This window comes from Isoptericola maris (assembly GCF_048065335.1).
Lineage (GTDB): Bacteria > Actinomycetota > Actinomycetes > Actinomycetales > Cellulomonadaceae > Isoptericola > Isoptericola rhizosphaerae.
Genome location: NZ_JBLUNY010000001.1, coordinates 102,493 through 125,310, shown reverse-complemented (window position 1 = coordinate 125,310; position 22,818 = coordinate 102,493). Strand labels below are relative to the sequence as shown.

Annotated in this window: 19 protein-coding genes; 3 read left to right on the top strand and 16 right to left on the bottom strand. The window is 72.5% G+C overall.

The features are described 5' to 3' along the window. Positions 1 to 51: 51 nt before the first annotated feature. Positions 52 to 1,371 carry a lytic polysaccharide monooxygenase gene (locus tag ACH5HR_RS00615; protein ID WP_416475693.1) on the top strand — a complete coding sequence of 440 codons (1,320 nt, stop codon included), beginning with the start codon at positions 52 to 54 and terminating at the stop codon, positions 1,369 to 1,371. Between the two features lie 70 nt (positions 1,372 to 1,441). On the opposite strand, the gene ACH5HR_RS00610 is transcribed toward ACH5HR_RS00615, so the two are convergent. The 16 genes from ACH5HR_RS00610 to ACH5HR_RS00535 all read right to left on the bottom strand — a co-directional run bounded on the left by ACH5HR_RS00610 (position 1,442) and on the right by ACH5HR_RS00535 (position 21,222). Then, on the bottom strand, positions 1,442 to 2,383 hold the full coding sequence (locus tag ACH5HR_RS00610) for an SDR family oxidoreductase (RefSeq protein ID WP_416475691.1): 942 nt from the start codon (positions 2,381 to 2,383) through the stop codon (positions 1,442 to 1,444). Further along, a complete protein-coding gene (locus ACH5HR_RS00605; RefSeq protein WP_416475689.1) occupies positions 2,380 to 3,300 on the bottom strand; it encodes a bile acid:sodium symporter family protein in 921 nt (306 codons plus the stop codon). Before ACH5HR_RS00605 ends, ACH5HR_RS00610 begins: the two co-directional genes overlap by 4 nt. Next, positions 3,297 to 4,649, bottom strand: a complete 1,353-nt coding sequence (locus ACH5HR_RS00600) for a flavin-containing monooxygenase (RefSeq protein WP_416475687.1) — start codon at positions 4,647 to 4,649, stop codon at positions 3,297 to 3,299. Before ACH5HR_RS00600 ends, ACH5HR_RS00605 begins: the two co-directional genes overlap by 4 nt. After that, entirely contained in the window at positions 4,646 to 5,260 is a 615-nt protein-coding gene (locus ACH5HR_RS00595) for a GNAT family N-acetyltransferase (RefSeq protein WP_416475686.1), read from the bottom strand. The genes ACH5HR_RS00600 and ACH5HR_RS00595 overlap by 4 nt, the downstream gene beginning before the upstream one ends. A gap of 43 nt (positions 5,261 to 5,303) precedes the next feature. Then, positions 5,304 to 6,491, bottom strand: a complete 1,188-nt coding sequence (locus ACH5HR_RS00590; protein ID WP_416475684.1) for an AI-2E family transporter — start codon at positions 6,489 to 6,491, stop codon at positions 5,304 to 5,306. 48 nt (positions 6,492 to 6,539) lie between these two features. Next, on the bottom strand, positions 6,540 to 7,310 hold the full coding sequence (locus tag ACH5HR_RS00585; RefSeq protein ID WP_416475683.1) for an SDR family NAD(P)-dependent oxidoreductase: 771 nt from the start codon (positions 7,308 to 7,310) through the stop codon (positions 6,540 to 6,542). Next, on the bottom strand, positions 7,307 to 8,140 hold the full coding sequence (locus ACH5HR_RS00580) for an alpha/beta hydrolase family protein (RefSeq protein ID WP_416475681.1): 834 nt from the start codon (positions 8,138 to 8,140) through the stop codon (positions 7,307 to 7,309). The genes ACH5HR_RS00585 and ACH5HR_RS00580 overlap by 4 nt, the downstream gene beginning before the upstream one ends. Before the next feature lie 92 nt (positions 8,141 to 8,232). Continuing rightward, on the bottom strand, positions 8,233 to 11,028 hold the full coding sequence (locus ACH5HR_RS00575) for an ATP-binding protein (RefSeq protein WP_416475679.1): 2,796 nt from the start codon (positions 11,026 to 11,028) through the stop codon (positions 8,233 to 8,235). Positions 11,029 to 11,103: 75 nt separating this feature from the next. Then, complete coding sequence (locus ACH5HR_RS00570) at positions 11,104 to 12,513, bottom strand: extracellular catalytic domain type 1 short-chain-length polyhydroxyalkanoate depolymerase (protein WP_402372044.1); 1,410 nt, start codon at positions 12,511 to 12,513, stop codon at positions 11,104 to 11,106. 100 nt (positions 12,514 to 12,613) lie between these two features. Then, the gene (locus ACH5HR_RS00565; protein ID WP_416475677.1) at positions 12,614 to 15,397 is read right to left on the bottom strand and encodes an ATP-binding protein; all 2,784 of its coding nucleotides are present in this window, start codon (positions 15,395 to 15,397) and stop codon (positions 12,614 to 12,616) included. 205 nt (positions 15,398 to 15,602) lie between these two features. Further along, positions 15,603 to 16,052 carry a DUF4260 family protein gene (locus ACH5HR_RS00560; RefSeq protein WP_402372047.1) on the bottom strand — a complete coding sequence of 150 codons (450 nt, stop codon included), beginning with the start codon at positions 16,050 to 16,052 and terminating at the stop codon, positions 15,603 to 15,605. A 111-nt stretch (positions 16,053 to 16,163) separates the two neighbouring features. After that, the gene (locus ACH5HR_RS00555) at positions 16,164 to 17,543 is read right to left on the bottom strand and encodes a DUF2252 domain-containing protein (RefSeq protein ID WP_416475675.1); all 1,380 of its coding nucleotides are present in this window, start codon (positions 17,541 to 17,543) and stop codon (positions 16,164 to 16,166) included. Then, positions 17,540 to 18,868: a glutaminase gene (locus ACH5HR_RS00550; protein WP_416475674.1), complete on the bottom strand. Its 1,329-nt coding sequence runs from the start codon at positions 18,866 to 18,868 to the stop codon at positions 17,540 to 17,542. The genes ACH5HR_RS00555 and ACH5HR_RS00550 overlap by 4 nt, the downstream gene beginning before the upstream one ends. Positions 18,869 to 18,955: 87 nt before the next feature. Then, a complete protein-coding gene (locus ACH5HR_RS00545) occupies positions 18,956 to 19,348 on the bottom strand; it encodes a GNAT family N-acetyltransferase (protein ID WP_416475672.1) in 393 nt (130 codons plus the stop codon). 117 nt (positions 19,349 to 19,465) lie between these two features. Continuing rightward, complete coding sequence (locus ACH5HR_RS00540; RefSeq protein ID WP_416475671.1) at positions 19,466 to 20,158, bottom strand: NADPH-dependent F420 reductase; 693 nt, start codon at positions 20,156 to 20,158, stop codon at positions 19,466 to 19,468. Next, a complete protein-coding gene (locus ACH5HR_RS00535; RefSeq protein ID WP_402372055.1) occupies positions 20,155 to 21,222 on the bottom strand; it encodes an LLM class flavin-dependent oxidoreductase in 1,068 nt (355 codons plus the stop codon). Before ACH5HR_RS00535 ends, ACH5HR_RS00540 begins: the two co-directional genes overlap by 4 nt. A 72-nt stretch (positions 21,223 to 21,294) precedes the next feature. Between ACH5HR_RS00535 and ACH5HR_RS00530 the strand changes: the two genes are divergently transcribed. Continuing rightward, on the top strand, positions 21,295 to 21,771 hold the full coding sequence (locus ACH5HR_RS00530; protein ID WP_402372056.1) for a MarR family winged helix-turn-helix transcriptional regulator: 477 nt from the start codon (positions 21,295 to 21,297) through the stop codon (positions 21,769 to 21,771). Positions 21,772 to 21,950: 179 nt separating this feature from the next. Further along, complete coding sequence (locus ACH5HR_RS00525) at positions 21,951 to 22,709, top strand: SDR family NAD(P)-dependent oxidoreductase (RefSeq protein ID WP_402372058.1); 759 nt, start codon at positions 21,951 to 21,953, stop codon at positions 22,707 to 22,709. Positions 22,710 to 22,818: the final 109 nt, after the last annotated feature.

Sequence of the window (22,818 nt, the reverse complement as noted above, 5' to 3'; positions counted from 1 at the left end):
CTCGGGCAGAGTCTGCTTGTCCGACTACCGCAACGAGTGAAGGAGCTCGACATGCGAAGAATCGCAGCCCTGGCCGTCGCGGCGCTGGTGGGCGCCACCGGCCTCGTGGTGGCCACCGAGCCCGCCCCCGCCGAGGCCCACGGCGCCGAGGTGTTCCCCGGCAGCCGTCAGTACCTCTGCTACGTCGACGGCCTCACCGGTTCCGGTGCCGTGAACCCGCAGAACCCGGCGTGCGCCGACGCCTATGCCGCGGACGGCACGGCGTCGTTCTACAACTGGTTCGGCAACCTGGACTCGAACGGTGCCGGCCGCACCGAGGGGTACATCCCCGACGGCCAGATCTGTGACGGCGGCGGCAACGGCCCGTACGACTTCTCGAGCTTCAACGCCGTGCGGGACGACTGGCCGACGACGCATCTCACAGCCGGCGCGACGTACGAGTTCCAGCACAACAACTGGGCCGAGCACCCGGGACGGTTCGACGTCTACGTCACCGAGCAGGGCTGGGACCCGGGAAGCCCGCTGGCATGGAGCGATCTCGAGCTGATCGACACCGTGACCGACCCGCCCGCCACCGGCGGCCCCGGCGGGGAGAACTACTACTACTGGGACGTGGCGCTGCCGAGCGATCGCAGCGGCGACCACATCATCTTCACCCACTGGGTGCGCTCGGACAGCAACGAGAACTTCTACAGCTGCTCCGACGTCGCGTTCGACGGCGGCAACGGTGAGGTGACCGGGATCGGTGGCGACGGCACCGACCCGGAGCCCGAGCCCGAGGCCTGCCCGGACGAGGCGCCCGCCGTGCCGGGTGACGTCATGGCCTCCGACATCCGCGCCACCAGCGCGCACGTCATGTGGGGCATGGCGCCGGGCGGCTGCGTCACCGGCTACGACGTCGTCGACCCGGCCTCGGGTGACGTTCTGGCGGCCACCGACGGCTCGCCGATGGTGGACCTGACGGGTCTGGACCCCGAGACCACGTACGAGGTCGCGGTCCAGGCGCGCAACGACAACACGGGCGAGGTCTCGGCGACGACGGCCTCCACCTCGTTCACCACCGCTGCCGAGGAGGACGACGAGGAGCCGCTGCCCACCGGCGACTGCACCGCCGAGGTCAGCGTGGTCAACACGTGGAGCGGCGGCTTCCAGGCCGACCTGGTCGTGACCGCAGGATCCGAGGCCCTCACCGGCTGGGAGGTCACGGTGGACGGTGCGACCGTCGATCAGGCGTGGAGCGCCGAGGTCTCCGGCAACGTCTTCACCAACGCGAGCTGGAACGGCAGCCTCGCCGCGGGCGCCTCGACCTCCGCCGGGTTCATCGGCAGCGGGGACGCGAGCTCGCTGAACGCGGTCTGCTCGGCAGCCTGAGCAAGCCAGATCCACCGGCGCCGGTCTCCTGCCCGCACCCTCGTGCGGTCAGGGGGCCGGCGTCGCCGCGTCACGCCCGTTGTGCGACCCAGGCGTCGAATGCCTCCCGGCTCGAGCGAAGCGGCACGTAGCCGAGAACCTCCTTGAGACGGATGTTGTCGAGCACGGGCCGATATCGCAGGAAGCCGACGCGCTCCGGGCCATGGACGGTCAGACGCAGGGCCCTGCCCACCCGCAGTGCGCCGGCCAGCACGGGCGCCGGGACGTCGAGCGTCCGCCTGCCGAGCCGGGCGGCGATGTCCGCGATCGTCATCACGCCGTCGCCGCACACGTTGAACGCCCCCGTGGCTCGCCCGGTGGCGCCGGCGACGATCGCTCCGGTGACGTCGTCGACCCAGGCGAAGACGAACGGGCTCTCGCTCCCCCGCACCCGGAGCAGACGCGGCGCGTCCCACAACGCCGTGATCTGGTTGGCCACCCCCGGCCCGAGGATCGTGCCGATCCGCAGGACCACCTGCCCGAGCCCCGGGTGCTCCGCACGGAACGTCGCGAGCATCTCCTCGACGAGCCGCTTGTGCCGGGAGTACGTGAACTCGTCGTTGCCGCGCAGCGCGTCCCCCTCACGCAGTGGTACGGGGTTGTCGGCGTGATACCCGTAGGCGGCGCCCGACGACGAGACCACCAACCGCTCCACGCCGCCGGCCACGCAGGCCTGAAGCACATGGCGGGTGCCGTCGACGTCGACGCGGCGCTCGTCCGCCTCGTCCAGGGTGCCCGGGTTCACGATCGCCGCGAGGTGCACCACCGTGTCGATCCGGTGGTCGACGACGGCCTGCCGCACCGCCGGCGCATCGGTCACGTCGAGCGTGACCTCCGTGACGCCGTCGGGCACCCGGGAGGCCGGACGCAGGTCGGCGGACACGACCGCTGCCACGCCGTCGTGCGCCGCGAGCGCCGCGACGGCGTGGGAGCCGAGGAAGCCCGAGCCCCCCGTGACCAGGACGCGCCTCATGCTGCCGCCCCCTGCGTCGTGCGGACCCTGCTGCGTCGTGCCCACACCGAGGCCAGCGCCAGGCCCGCCACGATGTCCCAGATGCCCCACCAGCCCGCCACGACGGCCATGCCGCCGATCCCGTCGAAGAAGGCGAAGACGAGGCCGAGCCCGAGCCCGGCGTTGCGGATACCCACCTCGAAGGTCACCGCCTTCACCTCGCGGACGCCGAGGCGACCGGCCCGCCCGGCGAGGTAGCCGAGAGCGAGCGCGACCGCGTCGTGCAGGAACACCGCCAGCAGCACCATGCCCACGTATGCGACGAAGACGGAGAAGTTCCCGGCCAGCGCCGCCACGATGAACCCGACCAGCGCCACCAGGCTGACCCAGCGCACCGGACGGTGCACACGGTCGGCTGCCGCGGGCCACCTGGCGCGGAACAGCAGCCCGACGGCGAACGGCAGACCGATGACCAGCAGGATGTCGAGGAGCATCGCGCCGGCGTCGAGACGGACGTCGGTCAGGATCTCGCGCGCCGTCGGATGCAGGCTGCCCCACAGGGCGATGTTCAACGGCATCGCCACGATGTACAGCGCGTTGCCCACCGCGGTGAGCGACACCGACAGCGCCACGTTGCCGCCCGCGCGGTGCGTGAGGACCTGCGAGACGTTGCCCGGAGGACAGCAGGCCACCAGGATCATGCCCAACGCGATCGAAGCCTGGACGCCGAGCACGAGCGTCAGGACGAAGGTCACCGCAGGCAGCAGCACCAGCTGCGCGACCAGCGCCAGCACCGCGGCGCGCGGCGCACGGCGCAGGGACCGGAAGTCGGCCGGCGAGGTGTCCAGCGCGATGCCCAGCATGATGAGGCCGAGCACCACGCTCAGCGCCACCATCGAGGCCGGTGAGAAGTCCACGGCGACGTCGTCGATGTTCATCGCGTCGACCCTGTCAGCTCGTCGGCGAGCCGGCGCACGGTCCGGCGGTAGGCGTCCTTGTTCACGTAATAGCTCATACGCTCCAGCCCGAGGTAGCGGTACCCGCCGGTGAGGTCGGGCCACGGCTCGCCGAGCCGACGACGGAACGCCTCGGCCCGCCGTCCGGCGGCTGCGTCGCCCTCGTCCCCTGCGGCCTCGGCAGCGAGATAGCGGGCCACCAGGTCGGCCTGCTCGGCCCGGCCCTGCCAGCCGATGCCGGAAGCCTCCAGCATGCCGACGACGAACAGCCCGTTGAGCGAGGGCGGCACGATGTTGCAGAAGAGTCTCGGCGCGGTCCCGGAGCCCGGTCCGGACCACGCCAGGTGCGCCGGGTCGAGGAACCGGTAGTCGAGCCGGTAGCCGGTGGCCAGCAGCACGACGTCGTACCGCCCGGCGGTGCCGTCGACGAAGTGCACGGTGTCGCCGTCGAAGCCCGCCACGTCCGCCCGCACGCGCAGGTCCCCCTGCCCGGCGTGCTGCAGGACCAGGGAGTTCACCACGGGGTGCGACTCGTAGATCTTGTGGTCGGGCGCCGGGAAACCGAACCGCTGCGGGTCACCGTTGAGCAGCCTCAGCAGCCTCGAGTCCACGGCCTGCTTGATCCGCGCCGGCAGCGGCCGACCCTGGTTGAGGGTGTCGGTCGGCCGACCGAGCAGGTAGCGCGGGACGAACCAGTAACCGCGCCGCACCGACACCTCGACCGCCGCGGCGCGGTGCACGGCGTCGACGGCGATGTCGCAGCCGGAGTTCCCACCACCCACGACCAGCACCCGCTTGCCGTCGAAGACGTCGGCGCTGCGGTACTCGCTCGAGTGCAGCAGCTCGCCGGAGAAGCGTCCCCGGAAGGTCGGTACGTTCGGCTCGGCCAGCGTCCCGTTCGCGACGACGACGTGCGAGTACCGCTCCACGCTCGTGCCGCCGTCGGGCCTGGTGGCGACGACCTCCCAGCCGCGTGCCCCCGAGGCGTCGCCGTCCACGGGTTCGACCGCGGTGACCCGTGTGCCGAACCGGTAGTGCCGGCGCAGGTCGAAGGTGTCCGCGTACGTGCGGAAGTAGCGCAGGAGCTCACGATGGGACGGATAGTCTGCGTCGCAGTCCATCGAGAGCTCCCAGAACTCGGTGGTGGTCCGCGAGGAGATGAGGTGCGCCGACTCGTAGACCGTCGATCGCGGGTTGTCGATGTCCCACAGGCCACCGACGTCGTGGTGTGCCTCGTAGCCCACGAGGTCCAGGCCGGCCCGGTCGAGAGCACGGGCAGCGGCCAGACCGGACGGCCCCGCACCGATGACGGCGGTGCGCCGCGGGGTCATCGCCCGGCTCCCGGCACGGGCGCCTCGGACGGCCACGGCTCTGCCGGATCACGCGGGTCGTCGGCCAGCAGGGACGCCATCCACGAGTCGCGCAGGACGCCGCGCTGCATCCCGTAGCGGCGCAACGTCCCCTCGAACCGGAAGCCCAGCCGCCACGCCACACGCCGCGAGGGCCAGTTCCCCGCGTACGCCTGCCACTGCAGGCGGACCAGCCCCAGCCCCTCCTCGCTGAGCGCCCAGTCGGCAGCAAGCCGTGCGGCTGCGACCGTGAGGCCGCGGCCGCGAGCCTCGGGGGCGGTCCAGTACCCGATCTCGCCGGAACGGTCGGCACCGGGATCACCCGCCCTGACGCTCACCCCCATCATGCCCAGCACCGTGCCGTCGACCTGACCGGGCGGGCGCACCGCCCACGTGAACATCGTGTCCCGCGCCCACCCGTCCGCGACCATCCGCGTCACGAACCCCTCCGCGTCCTGCCGCGTGTAGGGCGAAGGCACCGTGGTCCAGGCGGCGACCTCGGGGTCTGTGCACGCCTCGGCCACCTGATCGATGTCCGCGAGGGTGGGGACGGACAGCGTGACGTGCGCGTCACGGAGGACGAACGGTTCCATGCGCGCATACTGCCAGGCCCGCACGGCCCGGGACGAGCGCCCGTCAGTCAGGCTGCGGTGGTTGTGGAGGCATCTGCTCCTCGGCGACGTCACCCTCGGGGTCGACCGCCACGGTCTGCTCGACCGTCGCCGGCGGGTCCGGTCTGGACTCGTCCCCGCCGGCAGGCGGCAGCAGGACGGGAGGGCTGCCGCGGAGGGTGGAGAAGACGGTCCAGACGACCGCGACGAGCGGGACCGCGACGACGGCGCCGAGGATCCCGGCGAGCACCGTGCCGGAGAGCACCGCCACCGCCACGACGACCGGGTGCAACGACACCTGCTTGCCCATGATGAGCGGCTGCAGCACGTGCCCCTCGAGCTGGCCGATGGCCGCGATGCCCAGCGTGACGATCAGCGCCGTGACGAACCCCTGGGCGGCGAGCGCCACGACGGCGGCGATGATCATGGCCAGGGGCGCACCGATGATGGGGATGAACGCGCCGATCAGCACGAGGACCGCCAACGGGGCGGCGAGCGGCACACCGAGGATCTGCAGCAGGACGAAGGCGAGGACACCGTCGATGAACGCGATGATCACGGTCCCGCGTGCGAAGCCCGAGAAGGTGTACCACCCGGCTCCCGCCGCCTCCTGCCACCGGCGACGCTGCCGGGCGGGCACCTGGCCGAGGAACCACCGCCACATGGTGCCGCCCGAGTAGACGAAGAACACGGTGCAGAAGATCGCCAGGGCGAAGACCATGAAGCCCTCCACCACCGAACCGGCACGCTCCGCCGCCTGGCCGGCCAGGTTCTGGGCGTTGTCGCCGAGCCACTCCTGCCCGGCGTCGATCCACTCGTTGAGCTGCTCGCCCGTGATCGACAGACCGAACGGCAGGTTCTGCAAGGAGTCGAGGATCTGTTGCACACCGGTGTCGAACTCACCGGCGAGACGCGTCCACTGCCCCGCCACCGAGGCCACGACGTAGGCCATCAGACCGCCGAACACGACGACTCCGCTCAGGAGCGCCAGCGCGGTCGCCAGCGCCCGGGGCATGACCCGGGCGTAGAGGTCCGCCAACGGTCGGAACACGGACGTCAGCACCAGCGCCAGGAAGACCGCGACGAAGACGACACGGACCTGCGCCGTCGCGAACACCACCAGCGCGACGGCCACCACGACGGCCACGAGCCGCCATGACCAGCCGCCCGCCGTGCGCAGCCACTGCGGGACGTCCTCCGTGGGCTGTCTCACGACCGCTCCCTCCGCCTCGGGTGCTGCCAGTGTGCTGCCCCGGGCCGCTCAGTGCACGGAGAACCCGCCGTCGACGTGGATCGACTGGCCCGTCACGTACGACGAGGCCGCGCTGGCCAGGAACACGGCCGGGCCGGCGAAGTCGTCCGGCACCCCGTTCCGGCCGACCAGGGTGCGGTCCGCGAGCGCCGCGACGCGTCCGGGTTCCCGCTGGAGGCGCCGGTTGAGCGGTGTGAGGACGAATCCGGGCACGAGGGTGTTCGCCGTGACCCCCCACGGCGACCACGCCTCCGCCTGGGAGCGCGCGAGCGACTCCAGGCCGCCCTTGGATACGCCGTAGGCGCCGCTGGCGACGAACGCCCGGTGCGCCTGCTGGGAGCTCACGTGGATCAGGCGCCCGTAGCCCCGGTCGGCCATGCCCGGACCGAACCGCTGCCCCAGCCAGAAGGGTGCCTCGAGGTTCACCGTCATCGTGGTGTCCCAGACGGCCTGGTCGATCTCGTGCATCGGCGGGCGCAGGTTCACCCCCGCGCTGGAGACCACGACGTCGGGCTCGCCGAAGGGTTCGACCACGCCGTCGACGACGGCGCGGATCCCCTCGCGGGTGGACAGGTCGCCCGGGACGGCTGCGGCCCGACACCCCGAGCCGGTGAGCTCTGCGACGGTGTCGTCCAGCGCGGCACGTCCGCGAGCCACGACGACGACGGCGGCGCCCGCCCCCGCGAGAGCCGTGGCGATCGCCCGGCCGATACCGGAGGAGCCGCCCGTCACGACGGCGGTACGGCCGTCGAGCGAGAAGAGGCCACCGGGGATCGTCATCCGCGCAGCTCGCGCGCGAAGAAGGCGGCGGACGCCGCCACCACGTCGGCCTTCGCCTGCGGGTCGTCCTGATCGGGCCGGACGAATCCGTAGTGGCCCGCGGTCGGGGCGCCCACCGTGCCGCCGTCGGCCCCGGGGATCAGCTCGGTGTAGCGCAGGCCGTTGCCTGCCGGTGGGGCGATCTCGTCGGCGGCCGTCCAGCGCACCGCCACGGGGACGTCGACCGCCGCCAGGCTCTCGGCGGTGATCAGCGGCCCGACCGACGGGCAGAGCAGGAAGCCCGCCCGCACCCGGGGGTCCCGAAGGTCGGCCGCGGCGAGCCCGACCCATCTCTCGGCGTCGGACTCGTCGTAGCGGGTCGCCAGGTCCTCGGCGACCCCGGGGTACTCCGGTGTGGGCGGCGACTCGATCTGGCCGGTCACCAGCGCCCGGTAGGCGTTGGCCGACACCCGCGCGCCGCACACCGCCGCGGCGGTGTAACCCCCGAACGAGAAGCCGCACGCGCCGACGGGGCCCCGTGCCTCGAGGTGGTCGAGCACGAAGGAGAGGTCGCGGGGACGCTCCCACCACCAGGCGAAGCCCTCGGCCAGATAGCCGTCGTGGTGATTGTTGCCGTGGTGGTCCACCGCGGCGACGTCGAACCCGGCGTCGTGCAGCCCGGCGACCCACCACGCGAGGTCGTCGGCCGCCCCGCCCGTGCCGTGGGACAGCAGCACCAGAGGGGCCTCCGGCATCGCGGAACGCCACACGTGCACCCGCACGGGGCGCTCGGCGTCCACGTCGAACGCACGGCGGGACGAATCGGACAGGTGCAGCGTCTGCGGTGTCACGGGGCCGATCCTGCCACGGACGCCGGGGCGTCCACGAGACCCGTCCACCCTCGTCCCAGGTCCCCTCGGCCTGATGCCCACGCTGCGGATGATCACCTCGACCCTGCCGCCTCGCCGTGCAGCAAGCCCAGTCGCACGTCCTTGAGCTGTCGACGAGAGGTGACGCCGAGCTTGCGGAAGATGTTCCGCAGGTGGGCCTCGATGGTGCGAGGGCTGAGGAACAGCTGTGCGCCGGCTTCTCGGGAGGTGGCGCCCGTGGCCACCAGTCGCGCGACGTGCAGCTCTTGCGCGGTGAGGGCGTCGGTGGGCCGGGGGTTGCGCTTGCGGGCATGCTCGCCGGTAGCGCGCAGCTCGCGGGCGGCGCGCTCTGCGAACGCTTCCGCACCCATGTCCGCCAGCAGCTCATGGGCGGTGCGCAGCTGTTCGCGGGCGTCCAGGCGGCGGCCCTCGCGGCGCAGCCACTCGCCGTAGACGAGGTGGGTGCGGGCGAGATGGCCGGTCATCGTGCTGCGGCCGAGCTGTCCGATGCTCTCGAGATAGTGCTCCTCGGCGCCGGGACCCGACGTGATCAGACCCCGTGAACGGGCGGCGAGCCCCAGCGCCCACGGGGTGCCGCTGGCTCGTGCTCTCGAGCCGAGCTCGTCCGCTGCCTCCAGGGCCTGCTCCGGCCGGCCGGCACGGCATGCCGCCTCGATGAGTTCCGGCAGCGCCAGGTTGCTCGGATTCAGGGCGTCCGACTCGCACGCGCGCGCCGCAGCCTCCTGCGCGGCGGTGTAGTCGCCCAGACCGTTGTGCAGCACCGCCAACGCGTACTGCGCGAGGGACACCTCGGTGCCGCGCTCACGTTCGGCAGCGTCCTGGGTGACGGTCGTGTAGATCTCTACGGTCTCGTCCGGACGGCCGCGCCAGGCAGCGAGGACGAGCTGCGCGTCAGGCAGCGGAACGGCCCCGGTCGCGGCGGCGATCGCTGACTGCTCGGCGGCCAGCTCACCGGCGCGCTCGAGCTCGCCGCTGACCGTCATCGCGACGGACTGGAACAGGAGCGCGGCGGGGAGGGTGACGAGCGCACCGGCGTCGCGAGCGAGTCGTACGTGGCGCGTGGCCAACGCATGAAGGCTCGTGTCGTCGAAGAGCACGCTCGCGGTGCGGCTGGCGTGCGACAACCAGCGGCGATCGTCGTCACCCCGGGCGCGGCCCGCGCGGAACTCGTCGGCGCGGAACGCTTCCAGTGCGCGGCGCAGTACGGGCACACCCGCCGCGTAGCCCTGGGTGAAGATCGTCACCATCCCGTCGAGCAACAGGTCGGAGGGCCCCGGCGGCCCGGGTGCGGGCGGCGCTGCCCGGGCTGCGTGGGCGACCTCACGCACCCCGTAGCCAGGGCTCCCACCCGTGATGATCGCGGCATCGAGAGCGTGCAGATAGGTCTCACGGGCCAGCGCGACGTCATGCGGCGTGAGCATCCGAGCCGCGTCCAGCAGCATCCGAGCCGCGTCGCCGTGACGTGTCACGTGGAACTCGATCCGCGCCCGCAGCAGTGCGAGGCGGGCTCGCTGGAACGCGTCCAGCGGCTCGACATCGACCAGCGCCAGCAGCTCTCGAGCGTCCTGGGACGCTCCGGCCTCGTGCAGCGTCGAGGCGGCCTTCAGTGCGCGTGCCGTACGGCGCGCTGACGACGGGGTCAGCTCGAAGGCGTGCTGCAGGAACGAGGCCGCGGCGGCCATACCCCCGCGGGAGCGGGCCCGGTCGGCTGTGCGCTCCAGCTGGGCGGCGACGTCCTCGTCGGCGCCCAGCGCCGCCTGCGCGCGGTGCCACGCGTACCGGTCCGGGTCGGCCTGCGGATCCGTGGCGGCAGCAAGTGCCGCGTGTGCGCGACGACGGTCCGGTGGTGTGGCCGTGTGGTAGACCGCCGACCGCACCAGCGGGTGCCGGAACCGCACCCGGAGACCGATCTCCAGCAGGCCGACCTCTTCCGCGGGCGCAGCCGCGGAAGACGGGATCCCCAGCTCGGCGGCCGCGCGCCACAACATCGCTGCGTCGCCGGTCGGCTCGGCCGCGGCGACCAGCAGCAGCTGCTGCGTCTCGGTCGGCAGGTCCCGCGAGCGTTGCCGGAAGCCCTCCTCGATGCGGCGGGGAACACTCATGGCGTCCGGCAGCCCGAATCCACCGGCCAGTTGCGCCAGCGGCGCGCTCCGAGGGAGCTCCAGCAGCGCCAACGGGTTGCCGCGCGCCTCGGCGACGATCCGGTCGCGCACCCTGGCATCGAGCGGAGTACGGACGGCTGCGGTCAACAGCTCCTGCGCGTCGGCCTCACCGAGCCCGTGGAGGCGGAGCTCGGGCAACCCGGCGAGCGGGTGGGTCTCACTCCTGGTGTGCTCTCGCACCGCGAAGATGAGTGCGACGCGTTCAGCCACCAGGCGCCGAGCCACGAACGCCAGAACCTGCGCGGATGCCCGGTCCAGCCACTGCGCATCGTCGACGAGGGTCACCAACGGCCTGTCCTCGGCTACCTCGGCCAGCAGGTTGAGTGTCGCCAGCCCGACCAGGAACTTGTCCGGCGTCGCGCCACCGTGCAGCCCGAACGCTACGCCCAGAGCGACCTGCTGCGGATCGGGCAAGGCCCCCGCACGATCCAGCAACGGCGCGCACAGCTGGTGCAGGCCGGCGAACGCGAACTGCGTCTCGGACTCCGCACCGACCTGGAACTCGACCTGGAACCCTGCCGAGGCCGCGGTGTGCCGAGCGTGCTCGAGCACCGCGGTCTTCCCGATGCCTGCCTCACCACGCACCACCAGCGCACCGCTCCGCCCGGCCCGCACCTCGGCCAGCACGTTCTCGACGGCCTCGCGCTCGGCACGTCTGCCCAGGAGGTCCACCAGGTTCGCCTCCACCCTCCGGGTACGCGCCGGTCGAAGTGATTATCACCGATGCGCATCGCGGCCGCCAGGATGCCAGCAGCAGCCCGGTCAGGGGGCGTCGTGGAGCTGAGCGAACCGCCAGGCGATGTCGGTGGCGTCGGGGCCGGCGGTGTCCGTGAAGATGCCGGTGGCGCCGGGGGTGGACCAGGCGTGGGCGAGCTCGTCGGCGTACACGTGCTCGATCAGCACCTGACCGTCCGGGTCACGGTAGGCGGTCCGCTCGTACGCGTAGCGGTCCCCGGCGGCCGGGTGGACGACGGTGTCGGCGACGAGCTCCGGTCTGCCGTCCAGCGCGTCGTCGACGACCAGGTCGACGACCGTGCGCCAGTGCTCCACCAGCCGCTCACCGACGACGGTCGGCACGACGTCGTCGCTTCCGCCCTGCACGATCAGCAGCGGCACGGCGCGGGCCCGCTCGCCCATCTGCGCCCATGCCTGCCGTCCGGTGACCGACGGCGGAGTGGCGTCCGGGTCGTCCGGGTCGACCTGGTTCAGCCCGTACTCGCCGCCGGCCACCGAGGTGACGGTGGCGAACACGTCCGGGTAGGTGACACCGAGGATCACGGCGGTGCCCGCGCCGGAGGAGGCGCCGGAGACGTGGACGCGCCCGGGATCGGCGCCGTAGCGTTCGACGACGTCGCGGGCCACACCGGCCAGCAGCGCCGCCTCACCGCTGCCCCGGACCTGGTTGCGCGGGTCGTCGGAGTTCCAGCAGTTGATGCTGTTGGCGAACATGCGCTGGGTCGGGTAGACGACGATGAAGCCCTCCCGGTCGGCGAGCGTGTCGAACTGGGTGGATCCCTTCATCGAGTTCCACCCGTACCCGGTCATCCCGCACCCATGGACGGCCATCATCACGGGCAGCGCGGTGCCGCCGTCGTGCTGCGGCGGCAGGTGCACCTGGTAGGGCTGGCGGGTGCCGTCGGCCGCCACGTGCACGTGGTTGTGGTCGTCCTCGCCGTTCCACCACGGCAGGCCGAGCTGGAACACCAGGGTGAGCACCGTCACGGTCGCCGCCAGGACCCCGACGACGCCGCCGACCACCCACGGCCACCGACGTCGGCGCCGGCGGACGGCGGGCTGCTCGGGCCCGCCGTCGGGCGCAGAGTCGGGTGGGCCCGGGTGAGCGACCGGGGTCGCCGGGCTCATGCGTCCCGACGGCGCAGCAGCAGCCCGGCGAACGCGAGCAGCACCGCCACCCAGCCGACCAGGACGAGAGCGGAGCAACGCGCCGACGCGGTGCAGCGGGTGACGAAGGCGCGCGTACGGCGTGCCGTCCACGGTCACCCGGCCGCCCGAGGGGTGGTCGAGCCCCCCGATCATCCGCATCGTCGTCGACTTGCCGGCGCTGTTCGGGCCGAGGAACCCGGTGACGGCACCGGGACGGACGGCGAAGTCGACGCCGTCGACCGCCGTGGTGGCGCCGTGGCGTTTGGTCAGGGACTCCGCCACGATCACGAGCGGTCCCGGTCGCTGTTGTGCATGGCAGCATGCGACACCGTGTTCCCGCCACAGAGTCAAGGAGCTTCGTGACGGCGCGGTCACGGCGGCGCCGCGGTCACGCCAGGTGGAGGTCGCGCAGCTCGCGGCGCGAGGTGATGGCCAGCTTGCGGAAGATGGCCCGCAGGTGCGCCTCGACGGTCCGTGGGCTGAGGAAGAGGTGCGCGGCCACCTCGCGAGAAGTAGCGCCGGTGGCCACCAGGCGAGCCACGTGCAGCTCCTGGGCGGTGAGGTCGTCGGCGGCCTTCTCCGTGCGCCTGCGCGGATGCTCGCCGGTGGCGCCCAGCTCGCGGGCGGCGCGGGCGGCGAACGCGTCAGCTCCCATGCGTGTCAGCATCTCGTGCGCGGTGCGCAGCTGCTCGCGCGCGTCCTGGCGCCGTCCTTCGCGGCGCAGCCACTCGCCGTAGACCAGGTGAGCGCGGGCCAGGTGGGTGGCCATCCGGCTGCGTGCTAGCTGGTCGACCGACTCTCGGTAGTGCTCCTCGGCGTCCGACCCGGTGCTCAGCAACGCCAGCGACCGTGCGTGCAGACCCAGCCCCCACGCGGTGCCGCTCGCCTGAGCCCGCTCCCTGAGCTGTTCCAGCGCCGCGCCCGCCTGTGCCGGCTCGCCGGCACGGACGCCGGCCTCCACGAGCTCAGGCAGCGCGATGCTGGCGAAGGTCAGCTCCCCGCGCTCCACCGGCGCTCTCGCGGCGGCGAGAGCCTCGCCGTAGTTCCCGAGCCCGTTGTGCAGCGCTGCCATGGCGACGTCGGCCAGCCCGAGCGTCGCGCCCTCCCCCCTCCGCGTCGCCTCGGCCACCATCGTGGCGTGCAGCGCGGTCGTCTCTGCCTGGCGCCCCTGCCAGGCGGCGAGGATGAGCCGGGCGTTGGGCAGCGGCGGAGCGCCGGTCGCACCCCGGATCGCGCTCTCCTCGGCGATGAGCTCGTCCGCACGCCCCAGGTCGCCCGTGAGCACCAGCACCGAGGACAGGGCGTTGAGAGCCGCCGGAAGTCGCGAGAGCGCCCCGGCCTCGCGGGCGAGGCGCGCGTCGAGCTCGGCGAGCACGTACACGGTGTCGTCGTCCCACAGCGTGGCCGCGACCTGGCAGGCCAGCCACAGCCGGCGGCGGCTGCCCTCGTCCAGGCCGACGCCGCCGGCCAGCCCTTCGCCGCCGTCCGGCCCTTGGGGATCGATGCCACCGCGCAACGTGTCGAGCGCCCGGCGCAACGTGGGCACGCTCGCGGCGTACCCGTGGGTGAACATGGTGGTCAGCCCGTCCAGCAGGAGGTCGACCGGCCGAGCGGGCGACGACGTCGGGGGCGCCGCACGGGCGGCGCGCGCGACCGCCGCCATCGTCCCGTCGCCCCCGAGGCGCCCGGAGTGGAACGACGCCTCGAGCGCCTGCAGGTAGGTGTCGCGGGCAAGCTGCGGGTCGAGCGGGGCCAGGGTCCTGGCAGCGTCCAGCAGCATCCCCGCGCCGTCGCTGCCGCGCGTGGTGTGGAAGGCGATCTGGGCGCGGAGCAGCTTGAGGCGCCCGCGGCCGAGGGCGTCGAGCGGGCCGGCCGCGGCGACGGCGAGCAGCCCGGTGGCGGCCTGGGACTCGGCGGCCTCGTGCTTGGCCTGCGCGGCGTCCAGCGCCCGGGCAGCGCGGACGGCCGGCTCGGGCGTCAGCGCGGCCGCCTGCTCCAGCAGGGCTGCCGCAGCGGCCACCCCGCCCCGGGCGTGCGCCCGCCCCGCGGATCGCACCAGCTCTGCCGCGACGTCCTCGTCGGTGCCATGGACCGCCTGCGCCCGGTGCCAGGCGCGACGGTCGGGGTCGACGTCGGGGTCGGTCGCCTCGGCCAGTGCCTGGTGGGCCCGACGGCGGTCGTCGCCCGTGGCGGCCTGGTAGACCGCGGAGCGCACCAACGGGTGGCGGAAGCGCACCCGGGTGTCGATCTCCACGAGACCGGCGTCCTGCGCGGGGTTCGCCGCCTCGCGAGCGATCCCGAGCCGGGAGGCGGCGTGCCACAAGAGGGTCGTCTGCCCGGTCGGCTCCGCCGCCGCGACCAGGAGCAGGAGCTGGGTCTGCGTGGGCAGGCCGTGCGCACGTCGTCGGAAGGTCTCCTCGATCCGGCGCGGGACGTCGAGGGCGTCGGGTCGCTCGAACCCGCCCGCGAACCACGCGGAGTGCCCGTTGCCGGGCGGCTCCAGCAGGGCCAGGGGGTTCCCGCGCGCCTCCGCGATGATCCGCTCGCGCACGCGCTCGTCGAGCGGCGACGGGACACCGGAGGCCAGCAGCGTGCGGGCCTCGGGTTCCGCCAGCCCGCCCAGCCGTAGCTCTGACAGCCCGACCATCGGGCTCGGCATCCCACCGCCGTCGTCACGGACCGCGAACACCAGCGCGAGCCGTTCGGCGCCCACCCGGCGGGCGACGAACTCGAGCACCTGGGCAGACGCCTCGTCCAACCACTGCACGTCGTCCACCAGGCACAGCAAGGGCTGCTCCTCGGCGACCTCCGCCAGCAGGTTGAGCACAGCCAGCCCCACCAGGAACCGGTCCGGCGCCGGGCCGGTCGCCTGCCCGAACGCCACCCCCAACGCCTCGCGCTGGGGGTCGGGCAGCACGCGCACACGCTCCAGCGCGGTCGCGCACAGCTGGTGCAGGCCGGCGAACGCGAATTGCACCTCCGACTCGGCGGCGGTCGCCCGGTCCACCCTGAACCCGGATGCCACGGCCGCGTCACCAGCGTGCTCCAGCAGCGCCGTCTTGCCGATGCCGGCCTCGCCACGCACCACGAGAGCCCCGCTGCGGCCCGCACGCGCGTCCGCGAGCAACTGCTCGACGACCGCCACCTCGGTGCGCCGTCCCAGGAACCTCACCAGCTCCGCCTCCGTCCGCTCGGTCCGCCGTCGCCGCAGACCGGATTCGAGCCAGCCCCCCTGGAGGTCATTGTCGCCGATCCGAGGCACGGCGACCAGAGGGGTCACCTGACGGGCGCAGCGACCAGAACACGGCGGTCCGACGGCACCAGGTGGTCGCCGTCGGTTCGAAACCGACCCTGCCGGCCGGCCGCACGACGTCGCGTCACCGGACGTTCGTGCCGGCGTCCTTGCCGATCCAGCCCAGGTGGGTGTGCGTGAACGTGTCAGCCAGCTTCAGGCCGTACCCGAGCGCCCGGTCGAGGCCCACGTGGAAAGCCCAGGCGAGTGCGACCAGAGCCAGCCACCGAGACAGCGTCGGAGCACCGGCACCGGCCGCAAGCCCCGCGACGGCCAGGCCCAGCGGCCAGACATAGGTGTGGACGGCGTTGTAGGTCGCGGCGCCGGCGGCCGGCGACCGCAGGTATCCGACCATCGACAGGTCGAACACCAGGAAGACAGCCAGGGGGAACCACCACAGCCCCGGCTCGATCGCGAGCGTCCCGGCGACCGCCAGCACGACCACCAGACCGTTCTCGATCCGCTCGATCGTCGCCGGCCGCAGGCCGCCGCGCGCAGCGCCGTCGGTGGTGGTGCTCAGGTCCGTGTCACTCATGGAGCCATCGTCGCCGACCGCACGTGCCCTCGCGTCGGTGATCTTTACGTACGCGAACGGAGCGGGCTGGGTCTCCGGGTCCCGATCGGGTGACCCGGCCAACCGGCCCGCTCACCAGGCCCGCTCGGCGGCGCGCACCACTCCCCTGCCCACGGCGGCCACCAGCTCGGCGTGATCGGCGTCCGTCTGCTCGGCATAGGCCCGCCCGAAGCCGAGGATCCCGTCGGCGAAGGCCGGCCCTCGTCCCATGTACGCCGCGATCGCGGCCGGGTCACCGCTGCGCGCGTGGGACTTGGCCAGGGCGTGCCCGCAGGCGAAAGCGAACTGCGGCAGGTAGCCGGAGACCTGGTCCCCGCGCGGGATGATCTTCATGTCGCGGAACTGCCGCACGTAGTAGTCGAAGCCGTCGACGCGCATGTGGCCGAGGAAGATGTCGCTGGCGGACTGCATCAGACGTTGGCCCACCACCACACGCTCGCCGTGGTTCGAGAACTCGCTCGGACCGAGGAACTCCTCGTACACCGACGCCGTGGCCTGCTTCGCCTGCGAGAACAGCGGCTGGCGCCCGCTGTCGCCCTCCAGCAGGTGCAGCCAGACGCGCATCCCGACGCTCCCCACGCCGACGACCTGACGCACGGAGTCGACCCGGGTGTAGCGGCCGACCAGACGGCGCAGGTGGGCCGGGATGGACGCCAGGTACGTGTCGTAGACCTGCTCGTACGCGACGACCCGCTGCTCGCGGGTCAGGCCGTCGTCCACGCGCTTCATGGGGTCCAGGATGATCCGCCGCCGTCCGCCCTCCTCGGTGACGAGCTGCTTGACCGCACCATGGTGGGTCCGCTTCCGCGACTGCTTCTCGATGATCCGGACGGCGGCCTCGGCGTGCTGCGAAGACAGCCGCTTCAGTGGCACGTCAGGCGGGATCCGGTCGTACCAGACGTCCAGCTCCCCCATGCGCGCATACCGGCGCATCGCCGTGCGGTACCCCTCCACGGCGGCGGCCGCCGAGCTCTCGTCGCACCCCGCAACGAGCCGTTCCGTACGTGCAAGGACGTGCACGCTCGTCACGAGGCGTTTCAGGTCCCACTCGAACGGCCCCGGGAGGGTCTCGTCGAAGTCGCGCGCGTCGAAAAGCAGCTGCCGCTCCGGCGACGCCCAGAAGCCGAAGTTGAGGACGTGCGCGTCACCGCACATCTGGACCATGAGACCCGAGTGGGGCGCGGTCGCGAGGTCGGCGGCCATCACGGCCGCGGCGCCGCGCAGGTAGGCCCACGGCGACGACGCCATCCGCGCATACCTCAGTGGCAGGAGCTGTGGGTCACGGACCCCTTCCTGCGCACGCAGCCGGTCGACGGGTCGCTGGTCCCGCACCCGCGGGTCCCAGTCGGCCGCCCGACGGCGCGGCGCCCGCTGGCGTGCGGCGCGACCGTCCCGCTCTGTCGCGCCGACCTTGTCCGTAGAACGCTCCCGGGGCTGCGCCTCGACGGTCATGCGTCGGCCTCGTGCCTCGCGGGCGGAGCACCGTGCTCGTCCACGTCGTCCCGCGAGACGGGGACCTCGCCGATCTCGTCCACGACCGTGACCCGACCGCCCTCGCCGGGGTCGGGGTCCGGGACGATCACCTCCGGATCGACCAGGTACACGTCCCGACCGTCCAGGGTGAGCCGGCGCACGAGCTCGAGGAGCATCCGGCGCGAGACGTCGTCGAGGGAGTAGACCGCGGAGACGTCGACGACGACCCTCGGCTCGGCCGGCGGGTGCTCCATGACCTCCCGGACGAACCGCTCCGCCCCGGCGAACCGGATCCCGCCCTGCAGCCGCAGGACGCGGACAGCCTCGCCCGCGGTGCCGCGGACGCGGTTGGACCGCACGACCGCGCGCGCGGCGGGCGGCACCTCCATCACGTGCAGCCCCATGTCGGAGGAGAACCGCCCGAACAACGACACCCCTCGGACGCTGTTGCCGTGCGCGTCCAACCGGGGCGAGAAGGTCGCGATGCCGAGCTGGCCCGGGAGAGCGCCGATGAGCCCGCCGGCGACGCCGCTCTTGGCGGGGATGCCGACCTGCGTCGCCCAGTCCCCCGCGGCGTCGTACATCCCGCAGGTAGCCATGACGCTGAGCACCTGCCGGACCACTCGCTCGCCGACCACGCGCTCCCCCGAGAGCGGGTTGACCCCCCGGTTGGCGAGCGTGGCAGCCATCATGGCCAGGTCCCGCGCCGTCACGAGGACCGAGCACTGCCGCAGGTACCCGACCACCACGTCCCGCGGGTCCTCGGTGAGGATCTCGTGGCTGCGCAGCATGTGCGCGATCGCCAGGTTGCGGTGCGCGTGCTCCATCTCCGAGGCGCACGCCGCCTCGTCGACCCGCAGCCGTCGGCCCGCGAAGGCCGAGAGACCGTCGATCACGCGCTCCACGCGTGCGGCGGGGGCCGACCCTTCCGGGCCGGCGAGCGCGTGCGCCGCGATGGCGCCGGCGTTGATCATCGGGTTGAGCGGACGTCCGGTCGCGTCCAGGGAGATCTCGTTGAACGCCTCACCGGACGGTTCGACCCCGACCTTGGCGAGGACGGCGTCGAACCCACGGTCGAAGAGTGCCAGCGCGTAGGCGAAGGGCTTCGAGATCGACTGGATCGTGAACTCCACGTCGACGTCGCCCGCACCGTAGACCTCTCCGTCAATGGTGGCGAAGACGGCGCCGAGCCGATCGGGATCCGCCGCCGCGAGCTCGGGGATGTAGCTTGCGGTCTGGCCCGAGTCGTCCGCTGCCACGCTGGACAGCGCCCCTTCCAGGTAGTCGGGGATCATCGACTGCATGTGCTCACCTCCGTGGGTGCCCGGTCCCGCGCAGCGTCCGACGTCACGCTATGCCGCGGCACGGCGTCCTGCAGGGCAGGTGGGCGGTCACGGCCGGTGCCGGACGGCGAGGGTCACCGCGGACAGGTCCGCGCGCGTCGGCGTGCGGAACGCGCCGCCCGCGGCGACGAACTCGTCGCCGTGCCGGGCCAGGTGGCGGCCGAACAGCGGGCACACTGGCACGATCGTGAGGCCGTGACGGATGCTGTCCGCGAGCGCCTCCGCCAGCAGGATCTTGGCCAGTCCTCGTCCGGCGAAGTCCTGGTCGACCTCGGTGTGGAAGATGATGCGCTCACGGTCCGAGTCGGGTGGGTCGATGAACTCCGCCCTGCCGGCGACGGGTCCGTCGTCGACCGTGATCGTGTAGGCGCTGACGGGGTCGGCGAGCTCGACCCCGACGGTGACCCCCGCACCCGTCGTGTCCGTCAGTGCTTCAGTCATGCGACAACCTCTCCTCGGTGTTCTGACCGTGGTGTGCCCGGCACGGTCCTGGTGCCGTACCGTCCGCGCATCATCTCGGGACGCCAGCCCAGTGGACACCGTGTGGTCGGAACACGGTCAACCGGGCCACGCGGCCTCCCGATCGCGCGGCTCGTCGGCCGGCACGGGGGTCGCCGGACTGCTGGTGAGGGCGCGCAGGTTCTCGACGTCGACGTTCGCGCCGAACGCAGGGGTCCCGGGCTCGAGCCGAACTCCCGCCGCGAGCTCGCCGATGGCGAGCGCGTCGAAGCCGAGGGCGTCGACGAGCTCCGACACGACGGCGAGGTCCGTCGGCGCGTCTCCGGCCACGGCGATCGCCTTGCGCCCCGGACCTGCGGGACGCGCCTCGCCCTCCAGGTCGTGGTAGCCCATGTGGTTGAACGCCTTGACCACCCGCGCGCCCGACAGGAACTGCTGGACGGCCTCGCTGGAGGAGGTGTCCGGCGGCAGGACCGCCTCCCGCGGCCCGTCGATCTCCCACCAGTGGTTCATCGCGTCGACGACCAGCTTGCCGTCCAGCTCCGCGACGGGGAGGTCACGGTGCCTGCTGAGCGGCAGGGCCAGCACCACCAGGTCGGCGGCGTCCGCTACCTCGGCGGACCACGCCGCGGTAGCGCCGGGGGTGAGGACCTCCGTGGTCAGGGCGATCTTCTCTGGGTCGCCGGAGCCGGAGATCAGGACCCGGAAGCCGGCGGCCACGGCCAACCGGGCCAGGACGGTACCCACCTTCCCGGCGCCCAGGATCCCGATCGACGTCGTAGGCGCGCTCATCGTGCCGCTCCTGCCGCGACCGGCGTCTCGGCCAGGAGCTCGCGGACGCGCGGGATGACCTGCGTGCCGTAGAGCTCGACCGAACGCAGCCGCGCGGTGGCGGAGACGGTACCGGCGGCGGAGTAGATCAGGTCGAACCGGCCGGCATCCAGTGCTCGGACCGCGTGGGCGATCTTGGCCGCGACCGTCTCGACCGAACCGACGTACAGCGATCCGCCGGCCACCTCGGCGTCGAACTCGGACCTTCGCAGCGGCGGCCAGCCGCGCAGCGCGCCGATCCGGTCGCGGATCTCCCGGTAGCCGGGGTAGAACAGCTCCTTGGCCTCCTCGTCCGTCGCGGCGACGAAGCCGGGCGAGTGCATCCCGACCGGCTGCGGGTTCGTGCCGAGCTTCTCGTGGGCTCGCCGGTACAGGTCCACGTAGGGCGCGAACCGGTCAGGGGCGCCACCGATGATCGCCAGCATGAGTCGGAACCCGTAGTGGGCCGTGCGGAGCACCGACTGCGGCGTCCCGCCGACGCCCACCCACGTCTGGAGCCGGCCCGAATCGGTCTTCGGGAAGACGTCGGCGTCGTGCAGCGGCGCACGGGTCGTTCCCTGCCAGGTGACCGGCTGCTCGTCCAGGAGCTGGTGGAAGAGGTTGACCTTCTCCTCGAACAGGATGTCGTAGTCCTTGAGGTCGTACCCGAACAACGGGAAGGACTCGGTGAACGAACCTCGGCCCAGGATCACCTCGGCGCGACCGTGGGAGAGTGCATCAACGGTGGCGAACCGCTGGAACACGCGCACCGGGTCGTCCGAGGACAGCACCGTCACCCCCGAGGCGAGCCGGATGCGCTTCGTCGCCGTCGCGATACCGGCCAGCACGGTCTCCGGGCTCGAGATCGCGTACTCGGGCCGGTGATGCTCCCCGAGCGCGACCACGTCGATCCCGACCTGGTCGGCCAGGACCGCCTCGGCCACCGCCGCGCGGATCGCCTCGCCGTGCGAGACGATCTCACCCCGGTCGTCACGCGGCCGGTCCCCAAAGCTGTCGATGCCGAACTCGATCTGCGAGACGTCCATGGTCTTCCACTCCTTCGCGGTGAGGTTGCGCCGGGCGCATATGATTCACGTGTCAACAACCGAGGAGGGTCCGTGATTAGTCCACGACGGCGACAGGTCCCCACGCACGACGAGCTCGCGGTCTGGCGGGCGCACGTCGAGACCTTCGAGATCGTGCGTGCTCGCATCGAGGCCCGGCTCCACGAGGACTCCCAGCTCTCGGGCGGGGACTACCGGGTGCTCCTCGCGCTGAGCGAGGCGGAGGGTCGCGCGATGCGGTCCTCCGAGCTCGCCGCGCACATCGAGTGGGAACGCAGCCGCCTGTCCGGGCACCTCGGCCGCATGGAACGACGGGGCCTGGTGCGTCGCGAACCCTGCGCGGAGGACGCCCGAGGGTCATGGGTCGTGCTCACCGACGAGGGCGAGCTCGCCTTCCACGCCAGCACGATGCCCCACCTGCGCGCGATCAAGGAGGAGTTCGTCGACGCGCTCTCACCGGAGCAGCTCGGCCACCTGGGCGACGCCGCGGCAACGATGCGCCACCACCTGGGGCTCGACGCCCGGCCCTGACCCGCCCTGATGGAGAAGTTCGCTCGCAGCCCTTGACACGGTCCTTACCACAGGGTCTGTGCTTGGTAGATCACCCACCACCACGGGAGATCGGGTGGTCGTCCGCCAGGAGCAGAGCTTCGTCGGGCGACTCACCGGGGTCCGCTCGTCCCGTTCGAGATGAAGAACGAGGTCCCACCATGGCATTGCCCCGTCAGCGTGTTGCCATCGTCACCGGCGCCGGGAGCGAGCACGGCATCGGCTTCGCTGCGGCCCGTCTTCTCAGCGCCGCAGGAATGCGTGTGGTCGTCACCTCGACGACCGGCCGCATCTTCGACCGCGTCGACGAGCTGCGAGCCTCAGGCGGCGAGGCGGAGGGAGTGGTCGCCGATCTCAGGGACCAGAGCGGCGTCGACGCCGTCGTCGGACACGCGAAGACCACCTACGGCAACGTCGACGTACTCGTCAACAACGCTGGGATGACGTCGATCTCCGACCGGGATCCAGCCGGCGCGGTCGCTCGCTGGCACGCATCGCTGGAGCGCAACCTGACCACGACGTTCTTGATGATCCGCGCGGTGGTCGCAGAGATGCAGTCCGCCGGTTACGGCCGGATCGTCAACGTCTCGTCGGTGTCGGGACCGGTTGCCGCCTACCCGGGCGACGTCGCGTACCACGCGGCCAAAGCAGGAATCGTCGGGCTCACTCGAGCGGTGGCGATCGAGACCGCTTCGCGCGGTGTCGTGGTCAATGCCGTCGCGCCGGGGTGGATCGACACGGCGTCAGCGTCGAGCCGCGAGTCCGCCATGGGCGCGGCGACGCCCGTCGGGCGCTCCGGCACTGCCGACGAGGTCGCGCACGCGATCGCCTTCCTCGCCGCGGACGGCGCGTCCTACATCAGCGGTCAGCTGATCACCGTCGACGGGGCCAACTCGGTCAGTGAAGAGCGCGGGATCTGAGCCCCGCGCCGACCAGCGACCGAGGCGAGACACATCCACCGAGGCGGATTGCCCGGACTCGGCAGCGACGGGGAGCGCAGGAGCCCCACGGGGACACCGCCATCGGTGA